This is a genomic window from Streptomyces sp. SS7, assembly GCF_037993025.1.
Classification (GTDB): Bacteria; Actinomycetota; Actinomycetes; order Streptomycetales; family Streptomycetaceae; genus Streptomyces.
In genome coordinates this window covers 4,182,048-4,198,660 of record NZ_CP141223.1, presented here as the reverse complement: position 1 = coordinate 4,198,660, position 16,613 = coordinate 4,182,048, and the positions used below count along the sequence as shown (strand labels likewise).

Below are 16,613 nucleotides of genomic sequence, written 5' to 3'. Positions count from 1 at the left end.
GGCCATGCGTCTGACAGGGAAGACCGTCGTCGTCACCGGGGCGGCCCGCGGGCTCGGGCGGGCCACCGCGGTGGCGTGCGCGGCCGAGGGCGCCGACCTGGCGCTCCTCGACATCTGCGGCGACCTGCCCGGGGTGCCGTATCCGCTGGGCACCGAGGGGCAGCTGGAGCACACCGCGGCCCTGTGCCGGGAGGCGGGCTCGGCCGTGCTGACCGCCCGCTGCGACGTCCGCGACCTCCGGTCCGTCGAGGAGGCGGTGGCGCTCGCCGGGGACCGGTTCGGCGCCCTCGACGGGGTCGTCAACAACGCGGGCATCGCGGCGCCCTCCGGCCGCCCCGCGCACGAGATCGGCGAGGAGGAGTGGGCGCTGATGATCGACGTCGACCTCTCCGGTGCCTGGCGGATGATCCGTACCGTCGGCAAGGCCATGTGCGCCCGCCGCTCGGGCAGCATCGTCAACGTGGCCTCCACGGCGGGCCTGGTCGGCTACCGGCACTTCGCCGGGTACGTCGCCGCCAAGCACGGCCTGATCGGGCTCACCAGGGCGGCGGCCCTCGACTACGCCCCCCGCAAGGTGCGCGTCAACGCCGTCTGCCCCGGCTCGGTCCGCGACGACCCGGCCGCCGAGGGGCGGATGCTCGCCGAGATCGCCCGCGCCCTCGACGTACCGGTGGGCGAGCACGAGGAGGAGTTCGTCGCCGCCCAGCCGATGAACGCGCTCATCGAACCGGAGGACGTGGCGGCGTCCGTCGTCCACCTCCTCTCCGACGACGCCCGGCAGGTCACCGGGACGACCCTGACGGTCGACGGCGGGTTCTCCGCGCGCTGAACGCCACGGGCAGCAACAGGATCAGGTCCAGCAACAGGGGAGGTCACCCGTGCCGGGTGCACAGTGCCATGCCGTCCGTGTCCCGGTGACCGGGACGGACGTACGACGACTGCGGGACCGGCTGGCCGCGGCGGGCCCCTGGCGGCTGTGGACGGACGACGTCCCGGCCGCCCCGGGCGAGCCGCTCGCCGTACGCCGCCGCGAGGCCGAACTGCGCCGCCCGGTCGAACGGGACGTGCGCTGCGTCCTGCTGCGGTACGGCGACGGCACGGCGGACCTGGTCCTCGTCGCCCACCGCGACCGCCTGGACGGGGCGGGGCTGCGCCGGCTGACGGAGGTGCTGACGGGGGAGCGCCCGCCTGCCCCGTGCCCCGCACCCGCCGCCGACCGCGCCCCGTTCCCGGCCCCGGCCGACGCCCCCGACTGGGGTGGCGGCGACCCGTCCGCCACGACCTGCGGCAGCTACGCCCTGGACCTGCCCTTTCCGTGCACCGCACCGGGTCTGCCCGCCCTGGCGCTGACCCTCGCCCGCTACGACGGCCACGGCCGGACCGGCTCGGCGACGGTCGCCACCGACCGGACCGGGCCCCTGCGGTACGAACTGCCGGACTCGGCCACCCTGCGCGAGCTGGCCCGGACGCAACCGCGGCGGGTGACCGGGGCGGTGCTCGCGGGGCTCCTCGACGACGGCGACGCGGCCCCGGCCGGCCGTCTCGCCTGCCTCGCCCCGCCCTTCCCCCTCACGTTCGCCCTCTCGCCCCTCCCCTCCGGCGGCACCCGTCTCACCTGCCACTACCGGCACAGCCATGTCTCGGCGGCGGTCGCCGAGGGCTTCACCCGGCACTACGCCACGGTCTGCCGGCAGGCAGCCCTCGCCCCGGAGACGACGGTCGCGGACGTGGAACTGCTGGATGCCGAGGAACGGTCGCGGGTGGCCCGGCTCGGCCGGCCCGCCGTGGCGTCGCGCTCCGCACCGGACACGCTGCCCGCGGCGTTCGCGCGGATCGCCGCCGCCACCCCCGACGCCGTAGCCCTCTGCGACGGCACCACCGACCTCACCTACCGGGAACTGGACGAACGGTCCGCCCGGATCGCGGCCGGGCTGCTGGCCCACGGCGTCCGCCCCGGCGACCGGGTCGGCGTCTGTCTGGAGCGCACCGCGGAACTCGTGGTCACCCTGCTCGGCGTGGTCCGGGCGGGTGCGGCGTACGTGCCGACCGACCCCGCCTACCCGGCCGAGCGGCTCGCCCACACCGTCGGGGACGCCGGGCTGAACCTCGTGGTGACCCGCCTCGCCGCGTTCCCGCGCGCGGACGGGGTCGCCCTCGTCACCCCCGGCGAACTGGCCGAGGCCACCCCGGCCCCCCTCCCCGACCCCGCCCCGGACGACCCCGCGTACGTCATCTACACCTCCGGCTCCACGGGCCGCCCCAAGGGCGTGCTGGTGCCGCACCGCAACGTGACCGCCCTGATCGACGCCACCCGGGACACCTACCGGCTCGGCCCCGACGACACCTGGACCCTCTTCCACTCCGCCGCCTTCGACTTCTCGGTGTGGGAGATCTGGGGCTGCCTGCTGACCGGCGGACGGCTCGTCGTGGTGCCGTACTTCGTCAGCCGCGAGCCCGAGGACTTCCGCGACCTCCTCCTGGAGCGCCGGGTCACGGTGCTCAGCCAGACCCCGTCCGCGTTCTCCCAGCTGCTGCGGACCGACCACGCCGCGCTGCCGGTCCGGCTGGTGGTGTTCGGCGGCGAACCCCTGGACAGCCGCATGCTGCTGCCCTGGTTCGACCGGCACCCCGAAACCGCCTGTCGCACGGTCAACATGTTCGGCATCACCGAGACGACCGTGCACGTCACGGCCCAGACCGTCACCCGCGCGCTCGCCCTCGCCGGCTCCCGTTCCGTCGGCCCCGCCCTGCCCGGCTGGCACCTGTACGTCACCGACGGGCGCGGCCGGCTCGTGCCGCCCGGCGTCACCGGCGAGATCCTGGTGGGCGGCGCGGGCGTCGCCGCCGGCTACCTCGACCGGCCCGCACTGACCGACGAACGCTTCCTCCCGGACCCGTACGCCGAAGAGCCCTCCGCCCGGCTCTACCGCAGCGGCGACCTCGGCCGGCTCCGCCCCGACGGGCGGCTCGAACACCTCGGCCGGATCGACAGCCAGGTCAAGATCCGGGGCTTCCGCATCGAGCTCGACGAGATCCGCTCGGTGCTCCTGGAGGACCCCGCCGTCACCGCCGCGGCCGTCGTCGTCCGCCGCGACGACCCCGCCGACCCGGCCACGGCCCGTCTGGACGCCTACGTCGTACCCGCCGGGGGTCCCTCGGCCGCCGACCCGCAGGGCATCCGCAAGCGCGCCGCCGCGATCCTTCCCGAGCACATGGTCCCGGCGACCGTCACCCCTCTCGACGCCCTCCCCCTCACCACCAACGGCAAGCTGGACGCGGACCGGCTCCCCGCCCCGCTGCGCTCCCCGGCCGCCGGGCCGGCCGCCCCGCAGACCCCCGCCCCGGTACGTGACACTGGTCTCGCCGACGCCCTGCAGGAGATCTGGGCATCCGTCCTCGGCACCCCCGTCGGTCTCGACGACGATTTCTTCGAGCTCGGCGGAAACTCCCTGTTCGCCGTCCGTGTCAGTGCCGCCCTGCGCGCCCGCGGACTCACCGCCGTACCGCTGCGCGACCTCTACCGCACCCCCACGATCCGGGCCCTCACCGGCTGACGCCCCGGCCCCGCCGCGAGACGGGCGGGCCGTCCCGAACCCCAATCGCGTTAACATGACGAGAAATCGTCCGGTACCCCGCGCGGACTGGAACGGGAAGGCCGCCCTCGCGTGAGTGCATTTCAACAACCAGACCCCAGGGACCGCCCCGCGCGGCTCACCGTCGGTGTCGTCGGCGCCGGCCGCGTGGGGCCCGCCCTGGCCGCGTCCCTCCAGCTCGCCGGACACCGCCCGGTGGCCGTCTCCGGAGTCTCCGACGCCTCCCGGCGGCGGGCCGCGCTGCTGCTGCCCGACGTGCCGCTGGTGCCGCCCGCCGAGGTGCTCCGCCACGCCGACCTGGTGCTGCTCACCGTCCCCGACGACACCCTGCCCGGCCTGGTGCAGGGCCTCGCCGAGACCGGCGCCGTACGGCCCGGGCAGCTCCTGGTGCACACCTCCGGCCGCTACGGCGCCCAGGTCCTCGAACCCGCCCTGCGCGCCGGCGCGCTGCCCCTGGCCCTGCACCCGGCGATGACGTTCACCGGCACGCCCGTGGACGTCCAGCGCCTCGCCGGCTGCTCCTTCGGCGTCACCGCCCCCGACGAACTGCGGCTGGCCGCCGAGGCCCTCGTCATCGAGATGGGCGGCGAACCCGAGTGGATCGCCGAGGAGAACCGCCCGCTCTACCACGCGGCCCTCGCCCTCGGCGCCAACCATCTCGTCACCCTGGTCGCCCAGTCCATGGAGCTGCTGCGGGCGGCGGGCGTCGCCGCCCCCGACCGGATGCTGGGCCCCCTCCTCGGCGCCGCCCTCGACAACGCGCTGCGCTCCGGCGACGCCGCGCTGACCGGCCCCGTCGCCCGTGGTGACGCCGGCACGGTCGCCGCGCACGTCGCCGAGCTGCGCCGGCACGCCCCGCAGACCGTCGCCGGGTACCTGGCGATGGCCCGGGCGACCGCCGACCGCGCGCTCGCCCACGGACTGCTCAAGCCGGAACTGGCCGAGGACCTCCTCGGCGTCCTCGCGGGCCGGGCCGACGGCGCCCCGGGCACCGCCGGCCCCGAAGGAGACGCCGGATGACCACCCCCACCCTCCTGCGCACCGCCGCCGAACTGTCCGCCCGCGCGCGCGGAGGCCGCCGGGCCGTCGTGATGACGATGGGCGCCCTGCACGAGGGCCACGCCACGCTGATCCGCACCGCCCGCCAACTCGCCGGGCCGGACGGCGAGGTCGTCGTCACCGTCTTCGTCAATCCGCTCCAGTTCGGCCGGGGCGAGGACCTCGACCGCTATCCGCGCACCCTCGACGCCGACCTCAAGATCGCCGGCGAGGCGGGCGCGGACGCCGTGTTCGCCCCGGCCGTGGACGAGGTCTACCCCGGCGGCGAACCCCAGGTCCGGATCAGCGCCGGCCCGATGGGGGAGCGGCTGGAGGGCGCCTCGCGCCCCGGCCACTTCGACGGCGTGCTCACCGTCGTCGCCAAGCTGCTCCACCTCACCCGGCCCGACGTGGCGCTCTACGGCCAGAAGGACGCCCAGCAGCTCGCCCTGATCCGCCGGATGGTCCGGGACCTCAACTTCGGCGTCGAGATCGTCGGCGTCCCCACCGTCCGCGAGGACGACGGACTCGCCCTGTCCAGCCGCAACCGCTACCTCTCCGCGCCGCAGCGGCGCACCGCGCTCGCGCTCTCGGCGGCCCTGTTCGCCGGCCGCGACCGGCACGCCGCCCAGGAGGCGCTGCGGGCACGCGCGCGTGAGGTGCCCGCCACGCACGCGCGTGCCGAGGCGCTCAGTGCCCTCGGCGAGTCCCGCGCGGCGGCCGACGCCCACGCCGTCGCCCAGGCCGCCCCGGGCGGTCCGTCCGCCGTCCGCGCGGCCGCCCGGCTGGTCCTCGACGAGGCCGCGCACCTGGACCCGCCGCTGGAACTCGACTACCTCGCCCTCGTCGACCCGTCCGACTTCACGGAGATCGGCGACGGCGGGGACGGTTTCACCGGCGAGGCCGTGCTCGCCGTCGCCGCCAGGGTCGGGACGACCCGGCTGATCGACAACCTCCCCCTCACCTTCGGATCCTTCGGAGCCGCCTCGTGACCAGCACAGGCATACGACTGCACGCGCCCGCCCCGGGCTGGTCGATCTCCGCCGACGTGGTGGTCGTCGGCTCCGGCGTGGCCGGGCTCACCGCGGCCCTGCGCTGCGAGGCCGCAGGCCTGAACACCGTCGTCGTCACCAAGGCCCGGCTCGACGACGGCTCCACCCGCTGGGCGCAGGGCGGCATCGCCGCGGCACTCGGCGAGGGCGACACCCCCGAGCAGCACCTGGACGACACCCTGGTGGCGGGCGCGGGCCTGTGCGACGAGGACGCCGTCCGCATCCTCGTCACCGAGGGCCCGGACGCCGTACGGCGGCTGATCGAGACCGGCGCGCACTTCGACGAGTCCGCCGAGGGCGCCCTGGAGCTCACCCGCGAGGGCGGCCACCACCGGCGCCGGATCGCCCACGCGGGCGGCGACGCCACCGGCGCCGAGATCTCCCGCGCGCTCGTCGAGGCCGCCCGCGCGCGGGGCGTACGGACCATCGAGAACGCCCTCGTCCTGGACCTGCTCACCGACGCCGACGGCCGCACGGCGGGCGTCAGCCTGCACGTGATGGGCGAGGGCCAGCACGACGGCGTGGGCGCCGTGCACGCCCCGGCGGTCGTGCTCGCCACCGGCGGCATGGGCCAGGTCTTCTCCGCGACCACCAACCCGTCCGTGTCGACGGGCGACGGCGTGGCGCTCGCGCTGCGGGCCGGTGCGGAGGTCAGCGACCTGGAGTTCGTGCAGTTCCACCCGACCGTGCTGTTCCTCGGCCCGGACGCGGAGGGCCAGCAGCCGCTGGTCTCCGAGGCCGTGCGCGGCGAGGGCGCCCACCTGGTGGACGCGGACGGCGTGCGCTTCATGCTCGGGCAGCACGAACTCGCCGAGCTGGCGCCCCGGGACATCGTCGCCAAGGGCATCATGCGCCGGATGCAGGAGCAGGACGCCGAGCAGATGTTCCTCGACGCCCGGCACTTCGGCGCCGAGATGTGGGAGCACCGCTTCCCCACGATCCTCGCCGCCTGCCGCGCCCACGGCATCGACCCCGTCCACGAGCCCATCCCGATAGCCCCTGCGGCCCACTACGCCTCCGGCGGGGTGCGCACCGACTCACGGGGCCGCACGACCGTCCCGGGCCTGTACGCGTGCGGCGAGGTCGCCTGCACCGGGGTGCACGGCGCGAACCGGCTCGCCTCCAACTCCCTCCTGGAGGGCCTGGTCTACGCCGAGCGGATCGCCGCCGACATCGCCGACACCCACGCCGGCCACGCGCTGCACGCGCGCGTGCCCGCCCCCGTGGAGCACCCGCTCCGGCCCGCCCACCCGCTGCTCGGCGCCGAGGCCCGGTTCGCGATCCAGCGGATCATGACCGAGGGCGCCGGGGTGCTGCGCTCCGCCGAGTCCCTGGCCAAGGCCGCCAACCAGCTTCAGCGCCTGCACGCCGAGGCCCGGGACGCGCTGGACGAGAACGGCAAGACCGCCGAGCCCGGCGTGGACACCTGGGAGTCCACCAACCTCCTGTGCGTGGCCCGCGTCCTGGTCGCCGCCGCCGCGCTGCGCGAGGAGACGCGCGGCTGCCACTGGCGCGAGGACCACGCCGGCCGCGACGACGCGGCGTGGCGCCGTCATATCGTCGTACGGCTGAATCCGGACCGGTCCCTCGCCGTACACACCACCGATACCGCAGACTTCCCCCCGACCCGGCAGCACCAGCAGGAGCAGTGACACACGTGAGCACCGACGACCTCCCCCTCGCCCCGACCGGCGGCTGCGGCGACGGCTGCGCCTGCGGCGCAGAGGGCGACCTCGGCGACGAGGAATACCTCGAGTGCGGTCTCGACCCCGCGCTCGCCCAGCTCCTGGCCGAGGCCGGGCTCGACCCGGTCGAGGTCGAGGACATCGCCAACGTCGCCATCCAGGAGGACCTGGCGCACGGCGTGGACGTGACGACGGTCGCGACCATCGCCGAGGAGGCGGTGGCCACCGCCGACTTCACCGCGCGTGAGGCGGGCGTGGTCGCCGGCCTGCGGGTCGCCGAGGCCGTCGTCTCGGTGGTCTGCACCGACGAGTTCGAGGTCGAGCGGCACGTCGAGGACGGCGACCGGGTGGAGGCGGGCCAGAAGCTGCTGTCGGTGACGACCCGCACGCGCGACCTGCTGACCGCCGAGCGCAGTGCCCTGAACCTGCTGTGCCGGCTGTCGGGGATCGCGACGGCCACGCGCGCGTGGGCGGACGCCCTGGACGGCACGAAGGCACGCGTGCGGGACACCCGCAAGACCACGCCGGGCCTGCGCTCCCTGGAGAAGTTCGCGGTCCGCGCGGGCGGCGGCGTCAACCACCGCATGTCGCTGTCGGACGCGGCCCTCGTCAAGGACAACCACGTCGTCGCGGCGGGTGGGGTCGCCCAGGCCTTCACGGCCGTGCGGGAGGCCTTCCCGGACGTGCCGATCGAGGTCGAGGTCGACACCCTGCACCAGCTCCGTGAGGTCGTCGACGCGGGCGCCGACCTGATCCTGCTGGACAACTTCACCCCGGGCGAGTGCGCCGAGGCGGTGGGCATCGTCGGCGGACGGGCCCTGCTGGAGGCCTCGGGCCGGCTGACCCTGGAGAACGCCAAGGCCTACGCCGACACCGGCGTCGACTTCCTGGCCGTCGGCGCCCTCACCCACTCCTCGCCGATCCTGGACATCGGCCTGGATCTGCGGGACGCGGAGTAGGGAGCGGGTACCGGTCATGCTGCTGACGATCGACGTGGGGAACACCCACACGGTGCTCGGCCTGTTCGACGGTGAGGAGATCGTCGAGCACTGGCGGATCTCGACCGACCCCCGCCGTACGGCCGACGAGCTCGCGGTCCTGCTGCAGGGCCTGATGGGCATGCACCCGCTGCTGGGCGTGGAGCTGGGCGACGGCATCGACGGCATCGCGATCTGCGCGACCGTCCCCTCGGTGCTGCACGAACTGCGCGAGGTGACCCGCCGCTACTACGGCGACGTCCCCGCGATCCTCGTCGAACCGGGCGTCAAGACCGGGGTGCCGATCCTCTTCGACAACCCCAAGGAGGTCGGCGCCGACCGCATCATCAACGCGGTCGCCGCGAACGAGCTCTACGGCGGCCCGGCGATCGTCGTCGACTTCGGCACGGCGACGACGTTCGACGCGGTCAGCGCGCGCGGCGAGTACGTGGGCGGGGTGATCGCCCCGGGCATCGAGATCTCCGTGGAGGCCCTCGGCGTCAAGGCGGCCCAGCTCCGCAAGATCGAGGTGGCCCGGCCGCGCAGCGTGATCGGCAAGAACACGGTCGAGGCGATGCAGTCCGGCATCGTCTACGGCTTCGCGGGCCAGGTCGACGGGGTGGTCACCCGGATGGCCCGTGAGCTGGCGGAGGACCCCGATGACGTCACCGTGATCGCGACGGGCGGCCTCGCGCCCATGGTCCTCGGCGAGTCGTCGGTGATCGACGAGCACGAGCCGTGGCTGACGCTGATCGGGCTGCGGTTGGTGTACGAGCGGAACGTCTCCCGCATGTGACCGGCCGGGGGGCGGATTCACGCGCGCCACACCTGCCCCCTATGTCGAATTTGTCCGATTAGCGCGTATCGTCGGCGCATGCCCACGCCATACGGATCCCGCGGCGGCATGGCGTTCGGCGCGGAGGAGCTGCGCGTGCTCCGCCGCGCCCTCGCCCTCGCCCTGCACCCCGGCCCCGCCAGCGACGCGGACGTCCAGGACTGCCATCGCCTAGCCGAGTCCCTCGACGAGGCCCTGGCCGAGGCCGCCCGGTTGCGGGCCTTCCTGGTGGCCGACCTCGGCCGGTACCGCGCCGCCCTGCCCGGCGCCGCCGCCGGCTACCTCCCGCTCCTGGAGGAGGTCCTGGCCACGGGGCACCGGCCCGGCCCCGAGGACCTCGCCGCGCTGCGCACCCTGCGGCACGATCCGGCCGCCGCCGCCCTCCTGGCCCGCTGCCAGGTGCTCGCCGAACAGGACGTACGGGCCCGCCTGGCGTGCCGCACGCCCCGCCAGGCCTCCGCGGCCGCCCCCCTGGTCCCGGCGTCCCGTACGCGCCTCCTCGCCCTTCCGGGGGGCCGCTGTGCCGAGGCCGACGGCGCGCCGGCGACCGGCTCCGACGACGCACCGCGCGAGGAGCCCCGCAAGAAGCCCGCCGAGCGGCCCGCCGCACCGGCTCCCGGTCCCGTGAAACGGCCCGCCCCCGAGCCGGGCCGCCGCCCCGTCCCCACCCCGGGCGAGGTCTTCCCGCGCCGCAGACCCGCCGCCCCCGCGCCGCCGCCCGCCGAACCGGAGCAGCGGACCCTGGCCGTCGGCTGAGACGCGCCGGTCCGACCCCGGCCCGGAGTCCCGTGCGCCCGTGGCTACCCTGGAGCCATGGACTATGTCTCCGCGCTGGTGCCCCCCGTCGTCATGGCCGTGTTCTTCGTCGGTGTGATCAGGGTGATCGTGAAGAGCCAGGGGGGCGCCAACAAGGCCAAGGAGGACGCGGCCGTCGACGCCGCCCTCGCCCGCACGCAGGGCGCCGGCCAGGCCCCCGCGGGCACCGACGCCTGACCCCCGCCCCTCCTGGGCGTACGGCTTCCCCCGGAGTCGTACGCCCTTTTTGTGCCTGTTCGGCAGGGTAAGCGCACGTCCGGCACGCGATTGCCGAGATCTCCCACTATTGTGCTGAGGGTGCCTCGCCCATTGGGAGAACTCGAAGACGCGGTCATGACGCGGGTGTGGAAGTGGAACCGCCCGGTGACCGTTCGGGAAGTCCTGGAAGACCTTCAGCGTGAACGGTCCATCGCCTACACCACGGTGATGACCGTTTTGGACAATCTCCATCAGAAGGGCTGGGTGCGCCGCGAGGCCGAAGGCCGGGCCTATCGATATGAGGCGGTCTCCACCCGCGCCGCCTACGCCGCCGCCCTCATGAACGACGCCTGGGCGCAGAGCGACAACCCCGCCGCCGCCCTCGTCGCCTTCTTCGGGATGATGAGCGACGAACAGCGACAGGCACTGCGCGACGCCGTACGCATCGTCCAAGGTCCCGAAACGTCCGAAGCCGCATCCGCCGGCACCGCCGGGGACAACCCCGCCTCGGCATCCGGGGGCGGCGGGCGATAGCGTCCGCACATGTCCGCAGAGAGCCCCGTCGGCGAGAACCCCGAGAACCTCGAAGTCAGCGCTAAAGCCATCACCGTCCGGCGGGCCCGCACCGCCGATGTCCCCGCCGTGCGCCGACTCCTTGACGCGTACGTCCGCGGCGGCATCCTCCTCGACAAAGCGACGGTGACCCTTTACGAGGACATCCAGGAGTTCTGGGTCGCCGAACGCGACGACAACGCCGAGGTCGTCGGCTGCGGCGCGCTGCACGTGATGTGGGAAGACCTCGCTGAAGTGCGCACTCTCGCCGTGAAGCCCGGCCTGAAGGGTTCCGGTGTGGGCCACCGGTTGTTGGAGAAGTTGCTGCACACCGCGCGCTGGCTCGGCGTTCGTCGCGTTTTCTGCCTGACCTTCGAAGTGGACTTCTTCGGCAAGCACGGCTTCGTGGAGATCGGTGAGACGCCGGTGGACACCGATGTCTACACGGAGCTGATGCGTTCCTATGACGAGGGCGTAGCGGAGTTCCTCGGACTCGAACGAGTGAAACCGAACACCTTGGGCAACAGCCGGATGCTTCTGCATCTGTGATCGTGGCCCCCATTCCGGCGGACCGGCCTTGACCGGTGCCCTATGTCCGAAACGCGCACGTTTCCGGGCGAGGGGCGGGCTGTCGGTCTCTCCCAGGGGTTTGTGTTTTTCCGGCAAAAGCGGTTTGCTTTCCGACGTACTGCAGTACTGCATATAACAGGGCGCGGCTAAACGGCGGACGCCGCGGACCCCCGTCCCTCACGTTATCGATGAAAGGAAATCCGGTGGCACAGAAGGTTCAGGTCCTTCTTGTCGACGACCTCGACGGCGGCGAGGCTGACGAGACCGTGACGTTCGCGCTGGACGGCAAGACCTACGAGATCGACCTCACGACCGCCAATGCGGACAAGCTGCGCGGGCTTCTCGAGGCCTATGTGAAGGGCGGCCGTCGTACCGGAGGCCGTGCCTCGGGCGGGCGTGGAAAGGCGCGTGCCGCTTCCGGCAGCAGCCAGGACACCGCTCAGATCCGCGCGTGGGCGAAGGAGAACGGTTTCGAGGTCAACGACCGTGGCCGTGTTCCGGCGACCATTCGCGAGGCTTACGAGAAGGCCAACGGCTGAGCGGCGAGCCGCCGCAGCCGGACACGGTGACAGTGCGCTGCCAGCGTGTCCACCAACCGCACGAGATCGGGGGCGTCCTTCGCGCCCCCCGACGCCGACACCGTCGGCAGCGAGGCCTCGACCTCGCACCCCGCCACGGGGGGCCGCAGCCACACGGCGGCCCCCTGCACCGGCGAAGGGCGCCCGAGGCCCGGGACGACGAGCCCCGGCGGCGCAGGCGCCGCCATGACCGAGCCCCGGCCGAGCGCGGACAGATCCAGCGGCAGTGCGCCCCACTCCAGCCACTGGAGGATCCCCGGCAGTTCCTCGGCGCTCCCGGCGGCCACCAGGAGCCGCATCCGGCAGCCCCGACCGGGCTTGCCGTCCTTGCCGGGCCTGTCGTCCTTGCCGGGCCTGTCGTCCTTGCCGGGCCCGTAGTCCCTGCCGGGCCCGTAGTCCCTGCCGGGCCCGTAGTCCCTGCCGGGCCCGTAGTCCCCGCCGTCCGGTCTGCCGCTTGCGCCGGTCCCGCGGTGTGCGCCTCTCCCGCTCGCGCCCGTCCCGTCGTGCACGGCCACCGGGAAGCCCGGTGCGCGGCGCCCGAGCGCCGCAAAGCCCGCCTCCGCGGGGACCTCCAGGACGTCGAAGCGATCGCCCACGGAAAGTCGTACCGGCTCCCCGGGCACCGTCGCCCACCCCAGTACGTTCTCGTACCAGCCGCGGACCGGCCCGTCCGGGCGGCGGGGAAGGGGGACGGAGGGGACCATGCCGAGTAGAACCCTCCGAAGAGCCCCGGAGTTACGCTGGGTTCCGTCATGGTCGCGCACGGTGGCGAACGGCGGTGCCACCAAGGGGCTCGGGAGGCGCAAGGTTGTTCGCCCGTAGCGGAGGGAAAGGGTGCGCACGGCATGGACAGTCCGTCGCTGCGGGTAAGACTTCCCTAGTGGGAGGGGGCGACACGCAGGCAAGGACGTCTCACGTTCGCCATCGGCGTACTGATGGTGAGGGTAACTGCCTGGCCTGCGGGAACATCGTCTCGCACCATCGGGTTGGAGCAGATGTCGGCGTTCGGGGTCAGGAGGCCATCGACGGTGTCGGCAGTTGGAATGAGCGGTCCCTGCTTGCGGGACTAAGCTGCGGTAGGACAGGGAGGGGAAGTTCCCCCCACTGCCTGACCGCTCTGAGGAGCGATTAACGATGTTCGAGAGGTTCACCGACCGCGCGCGGCGGGTTGTCGTCCTGGCTCAGGAAGAAGCCCGGATGCTCAACCACAACTACATCGGCACCGAGCACATCCTCCTGGGCCTGATCCACGAGGGTGAGGGTGTCGCCGCCAAGGCCCTTGAGAGCCTCGGGATTTCGCTCGAGGCGGTCCGCCAGCAGGTGGAGGAGATCATCGGCCAGGGCCAGCAGGCCCCGTCCGGGCACATCCCCTTCACCCCCCGTGCCAAGAAGGTCCTGGAGCTGTCGCTCCGCGAGGCCCTTCAGCTGGGCCACAACTACATCGGCACGGAGCACATCCTGCTCGGCCTGATCCGCGAGGGCGAGGGCGTCGCCGCCCAGGTCCTCGTCAAGCTGGGCGCTGATCTCAACCGGGTGCGGCAGCAGGTCATCCAGCTGCTCTCCGGCTACCAGGGCAAGGAGACCGCCACCGCCGGCGGGCCTGCCGAGGGCACCCCCTCGACGTCCCTGGTCCTCGACCAGTTCGGCCGGAACCTCACCCAGGCCGCTCGTGAGTCCAAGCTCGACCCGGTCATCGGGCGCGAGAAGGAGATCGAGCGGGTCATGCAGGTGCTGTCCCGCCGTACCAAGAACAACCCGGTCCTGATCGGTGAGCCCGGCGTCGGCAAGACCGCCGTCGTCGAGGGCCTCGCCCAGGCCATCGTCAAGGGCGAGGTGCCCGAGACCCTCAAGGACAAGCACCTCTACACCCTCGACCTCGGCGCGCTGGTCGCCGGCTCCCGCTACCGCGGTGACTTCGAGGAGCGCCTGAAGAAGGTGCTCAAGGAGATCCGCACCCGCGGCGACATCATCCTGTTCATCGACGAGCTCCACACGCTGGTCGGTGCGGGTGCCGCCGAGGGCGCCATCGACGCCGCTTCGATCCTGAAGCCGATGCTGGCCCGCGGTGAGCTCCAGACCATCGGTGCCACCACGCTCGACGAGTACCGCAAGCACCTGGAGAAGGACGCCGCCCTCGAGCGCCGCTTCCAGCCCATCCAGGTCGCCGAGCCGTCGCTGCCGCACACCATCGAGATCCTCAAGGGTCTCCGCGACCGGTACGAGGCCCACCACCGCGTCTCCATCACCGACGAGGCGCTGGTCCAGGCCGCCACCCTGGCCGACCGGTACATCTCGGACCGCTTCCTGCCGGACAAGGCGATCGACCTGATCGACGAGGCCGGTTCCCGGATGCGCATCCGCCGGATGACCGCTCCGCCGGACCTGCGCGAGTTCGACGAGAAGATCGCCGGCGTGCGCCGCGACAAGGAGTCCGCGATCGACTCGCAGGACTTCGAGAAGGCCGCCTCCCTGCGCGACAAGGAGAAGCAGCTCCTCGCCGCCAAGGCGAAGCGCGAGAAGGAGTGGAAGGCCGGCGACATGGACGTCGTCGCCGAGGTCGACGGCGAGCTGATCGCCGAGGTCCTCGCGACGGCCACCGGCATCCCGGTCTTCAAGCTCACGGAGGAGGAGTCGTCCCGCCTGCTGCGCATGGAGGACGAGCTCCACAAGCGGGTCATCGGCCAGGTCGACGCCGTCAAGGCGCTGTCCAAGGCGATCCGCCGTACCCGTGCCGGTCTGAAGGACCCGAAGCGTCCGGGTGGTTCGTTCATCTTCGCCGGCCCGTCCGGTGTCGGTAAGACCGAGCTGTCCAAGGCGCTCGCCGAGTTCCTCTTCGGCGACGAGGACGCGCTGATCTCCCTCGACATGTCGGAGTTCAGCGAGAAGCACACGGTCTCGCGTCTCTTCGGCTCCCCGCCCGGATACGTGGGCTACGAAGAGGGCGGCCAGCTGACCGAGAAGGTCCGCCGCAAGCCGTTCTCCGTCGTCCTCTTCGACGAGGTCGAGAAGGCCCACCCGGACATCTTCAACTCGCTGCTGCAGATCCTGGAGGACGGTCGCCTGACCGACTCCCAGGGCCGGGTCGTGGACTTCAAGAACACGGTCATCATCATGACGACCAACCTCGGCACCCGGGACATCTCCAAGGGCTTCAACCTGGGCTTCGCGGCCTCGGGCGACACGAAGTCCAACTACGAGCGCATGAAGAACAAGGTCTCGGACGAGCTCAAGCAGCACTTCCGCCCCGAGTTCCTCAACCGCGTCGACGACGTGGTCGTCTTCCCGCAGCTGACGCAGGAGGACATCCTGCGGATCGTCGACCTGATGATCAGCAAGGTGGACGAGCGCCTGAAGGACCGGGACATGGGCATCGAGCTCTCCCAGTCCGCCAAGGAACTGCTGTCCAAGAAGGGCTACGACCCGGTGCTGGGCGCGCGTCCGCTGCGTCGCACGATCCAGCGCGAGATCGAGGACACGCTCTCCGAGAAGATCCTCTTCGGCGAGCTGCGTCCCGGTCACATCGTGGTCGTGGACACCGAGGGCGAGGGTGAGACCAAGACCTTCACCTTCCGCGGCGAGGAGAAGTCGTCCCTGCCCGACGTCCCGCCGATCGAGCAGGCCGCCGGCGGCGCCGGCCCGAACCTGAGCAAGGACGCGTAGGCGTCCGCGCTCGGCTCGCACTGAAGGGGCTGCCCCCGGGACTCGCGTCCCGGGGGCAGCCCCTTTGTCGCGTGGGGTGCGAGCCGTGCGTCAGGAGAGCTGTCCGTCGTAGTCCGGCAGCTTGTACGTCTTCTCGGCGTGGCCGCCCGAGAGGTCGGTGGCGCTGTTGCCGATGTTCGCGATGATCGTGTAGCCCTTCTTCTCGATGTCGACGCGCTGGGCGGTCTTGTAGGCGGCGACGTCCTTGAAGAGGTCGATCAGATTGCGGACGTAGAGCCCGGAGACCTTGTAGCCGACGTACTTGAGGTTGTAGTCGGTGAACGCGCCGATGATGTCCGGCCGGGCGGTGACGAAGAACAGCGCGACGCCGTGCTCCTGGGCGTACTTGGCGACGGCGAGGACCGGCTTGTTGGCCGGCGCCGGGTAGCTGAAGCCGAAGTCGGTCTCCAGTGTCGTGTTGTCGATGTCGAAGACGATCGCCTGCTTCTCGCCGGTCTTGGCAGCGGCGATGCGCTCCTTCAGATAGGGCAGGGCCTCGTTCATCACCGACTGGCAGTCGGCCTGCCAGGTGGCGTAGTCGACGTCCTCCGCGGCCGTGGAGGCCACGGTGGAGGTGCTGGTGGCCGTAGCCGCCTGGGCGCCCGCCGGGACGGCCATGGCGGTGACGGCTGCCGTCGCCGCGACCGTCATGGCTATGCGGCGCTTCCAGGTGGTGGTGGTCATGTGTGGGGTCCTCTCGCGTCCTGGCCTGCCTGTCGTGGGCATGCTGTGCTGTGGGGATGGCCTGCGGGGAACCAACGGGTTACCGGGGGAAACCTGCGGGTTACTGGACGGTAAGGGTCGGTGAGACCCCACTCACAGACCCGTGCGTCATTCGTGACGGGGGTCACAAGTCCCCCAAGGGGCAGGCGAGTAGCGCCCGTCACATCCTGAAGTCCCTTGCGGCGGGCGGCCGGTGACAAGCGGCACAGGTCATCAGTGGTCTACTAGCGCGGATAGTGACAACGCAAAATCTGGCAAAAAGGACATAGTGCTCGGAACCCTCAAGGGCTCCCCGGC

15 protein-coding genes are annotated in these 16,613 nt (G+C 72.5%); 13 read left to right on the top strand and 2 right to left on the bottom strand.

The window, feature by feature from the left end:
• The first annotated feature begins 4 nt into the window (after nucleotides 1-4).
• The 12 genes from U5640_RS19365 (at nucleotide 5) to U5640_RS19310 (ending at nucleotide 11,855) form a co-directional block, all read left to right on the top strand.
• Nucleotides 5-829, top strand: a complete 825-nt coding sequence (locus U5640_RS19365) for an SDR family oxidoreductase (RefSeq protein ID WP_340377014.1) — start codon at nucleotides 5-7, stop codon at nucleotides 827-829.
• Nucleotides 830-878: 49 nt separating this feature from the next.
• Complete coding sequence (locus tag U5640_RS19360; protein ID WP_340377013.1) at nucleotides 879-3,554, top strand: amino acid adenylation domain-containing protein; 2,676 nt, start codon at nucleotides 879-881, stop codon at nucleotides 3,552-3,554.
• Between the two features lie 111 nt (nucleotides 3,555-3,665).
• Entirely contained in the window at nucleotides 3,666-4,613 is a 948-nt protein-coding gene (locus tag U5640_RS19355) for a DUF2520 domain-containing protein (protein WP_340377012.1), read from the top strand.
• Nucleotides 4,610-5,623, top strand: coding sequence for a pantoate--beta-alanine ligase (panC, locus tag U5640_RS19350; RefSeq protein WP_340377011.1), 1,014 nt, complete (start codon nucleotides 4,610-4,612; stop codon nucleotides 5,621-5,623). Before U5640_RS19355 ends, panC begins: the two co-directional genes overlap by 4 nt.
• Nucleotides 5,620-7,335, top strand: coding sequence for an L-aspartate oxidase (locus U5640_RS19345; protein ID WP_340377010.1), 1,716 nt, complete (start codon nucleotides 5,620-5,622; stop codon nucleotides 7,333-7,335). The genes panC and U5640_RS19345 overlap by 4 nt, the downstream gene beginning before the upstream one ends.
• Nucleotides 7,336-7,340: 5 nt before the next feature.
• Complete coding sequence (gene nadC / locus U5640_RS19340) at nucleotides 7,341-8,327, top strand: carboxylating nicotinate-nucleotide diphosphorylase (protein WP_340377009.1); 987 nt, start codon at nucleotides 7,341-7,343, stop codon at nucleotides 8,325-8,327.
• A gap of 16 nt (nucleotides 8,328-8,343) precedes the next feature.
• On the top strand, nucleotides 8,344-9,141 hold the full coding sequence (locus U5640_RS19335) for a type III pantothenate kinase (RefSeq protein ID WP_340377008.1): 798 nt from the start codon (nucleotides 8,344-8,346) through the stop codon (nucleotides 9,139-9,141).
• Between the two features lie 108 nt (nucleotides 9,142-9,249).
• Complete coding sequence (locus U5640_RS19330) at nucleotides 9,250-9,936, top strand: hypothetical protein (protein WP_340385202.1); 687 nt, start codon at nucleotides 9,250-9,252, stop codon at nucleotides 9,934-9,936.
• Nucleotides 9,937-9,993: 57 nt separating this feature from the next.
• Nucleotides 9,994-10,173 carry a hypothetical protein gene (locus tag U5640_RS19325; protein ID WP_340377007.1) on the top strand — a complete coding sequence of 60 codons (180 nt, stop codon included), beginning with the start codon at nucleotides 9,994-9,996 and terminating at the stop codon, nucleotides 10,171-10,173.
• 120 nt (nucleotides 10,174-10,293) lie between these two features.
• On the top strand, nucleotides 10,294-10,728 hold the full coding sequence (locus tag U5640_RS19320) for a BlaI/MecI/CopY family transcriptional regulator (RefSeq protein WP_340385200.1): 435 nt from the start codon (nucleotides 10,294-10,296) through the stop codon (nucleotides 10,726-10,728).
• 9 nt (nucleotides 10,729-10,737) lie between these two features.
• Nucleotides 10,738-11,295 carry an amino-acid N-acetyltransferase gene (locus tag U5640_RS19315; RefSeq protein WP_340377006.1) on the top strand — a complete coding sequence of 186 codons (558 nt, stop codon included), beginning with the start codon at nucleotides 10,738-10,740 and terminating at the stop codon, nucleotides 11,293-11,295.
• A gap of 224 nt (nucleotides 11,296-11,519) precedes the next feature.
• Nucleotides 11,520-11,855: an Lsr2 family protein gene (locus U5640_RS19310; RefSeq protein WP_055631914.1), complete on the top strand. Its 336-nt coding sequence runs from the start codon at nucleotides 11,520-11,522 to the stop codon at nucleotides 11,853-11,855.
• Here U5640_RS19310 and U5640_RS19305 read toward each other — a convergent pair.
• Nucleotides 11,834-12,598, bottom strand: coding sequence for an SCO3374 family protein (locus tag U5640_RS19305; RefSeq protein ID WP_340377005.1), 765 nt, complete (start codon nucleotides 12,596-12,598; stop codon nucleotides 11,834-11,836). The genes U5640_RS19310 and U5640_RS19305 overlap by 22 nt on opposite strands.
• A 430-nt stretch (nucleotides 12,599-13,028) precedes the next feature.
• Between U5640_RS19305 and U5640_RS19300 the strand changes: the two genes are divergently transcribed.
• Nucleotides 13,029-15,554, top strand: coding sequence for an ATP-dependent Clp protease ATP-binding subunit (locus U5640_RS19300; protein ID WP_340377004.1), 2,526 nt, complete (start codon nucleotides 13,029-13,031; stop codon nucleotides 15,552-15,554).
• 90 nt (nucleotides 15,555-15,644) lie between these two features.
• On the opposite strand, the gene U5640_RS19295 is transcribed toward U5640_RS19300, so the two are convergent.
• A complete protein-coding gene (locus U5640_RS19295; protein WP_340377003.1) occupies nucleotides 15,645-16,277 on the bottom strand; it encodes an HAD family acid phosphatase in 633 nt (210 codons plus the stop codon).
• Between the last annotated feature and the right edge of the window lie 336 nt (nucleotides 16,278-16,613).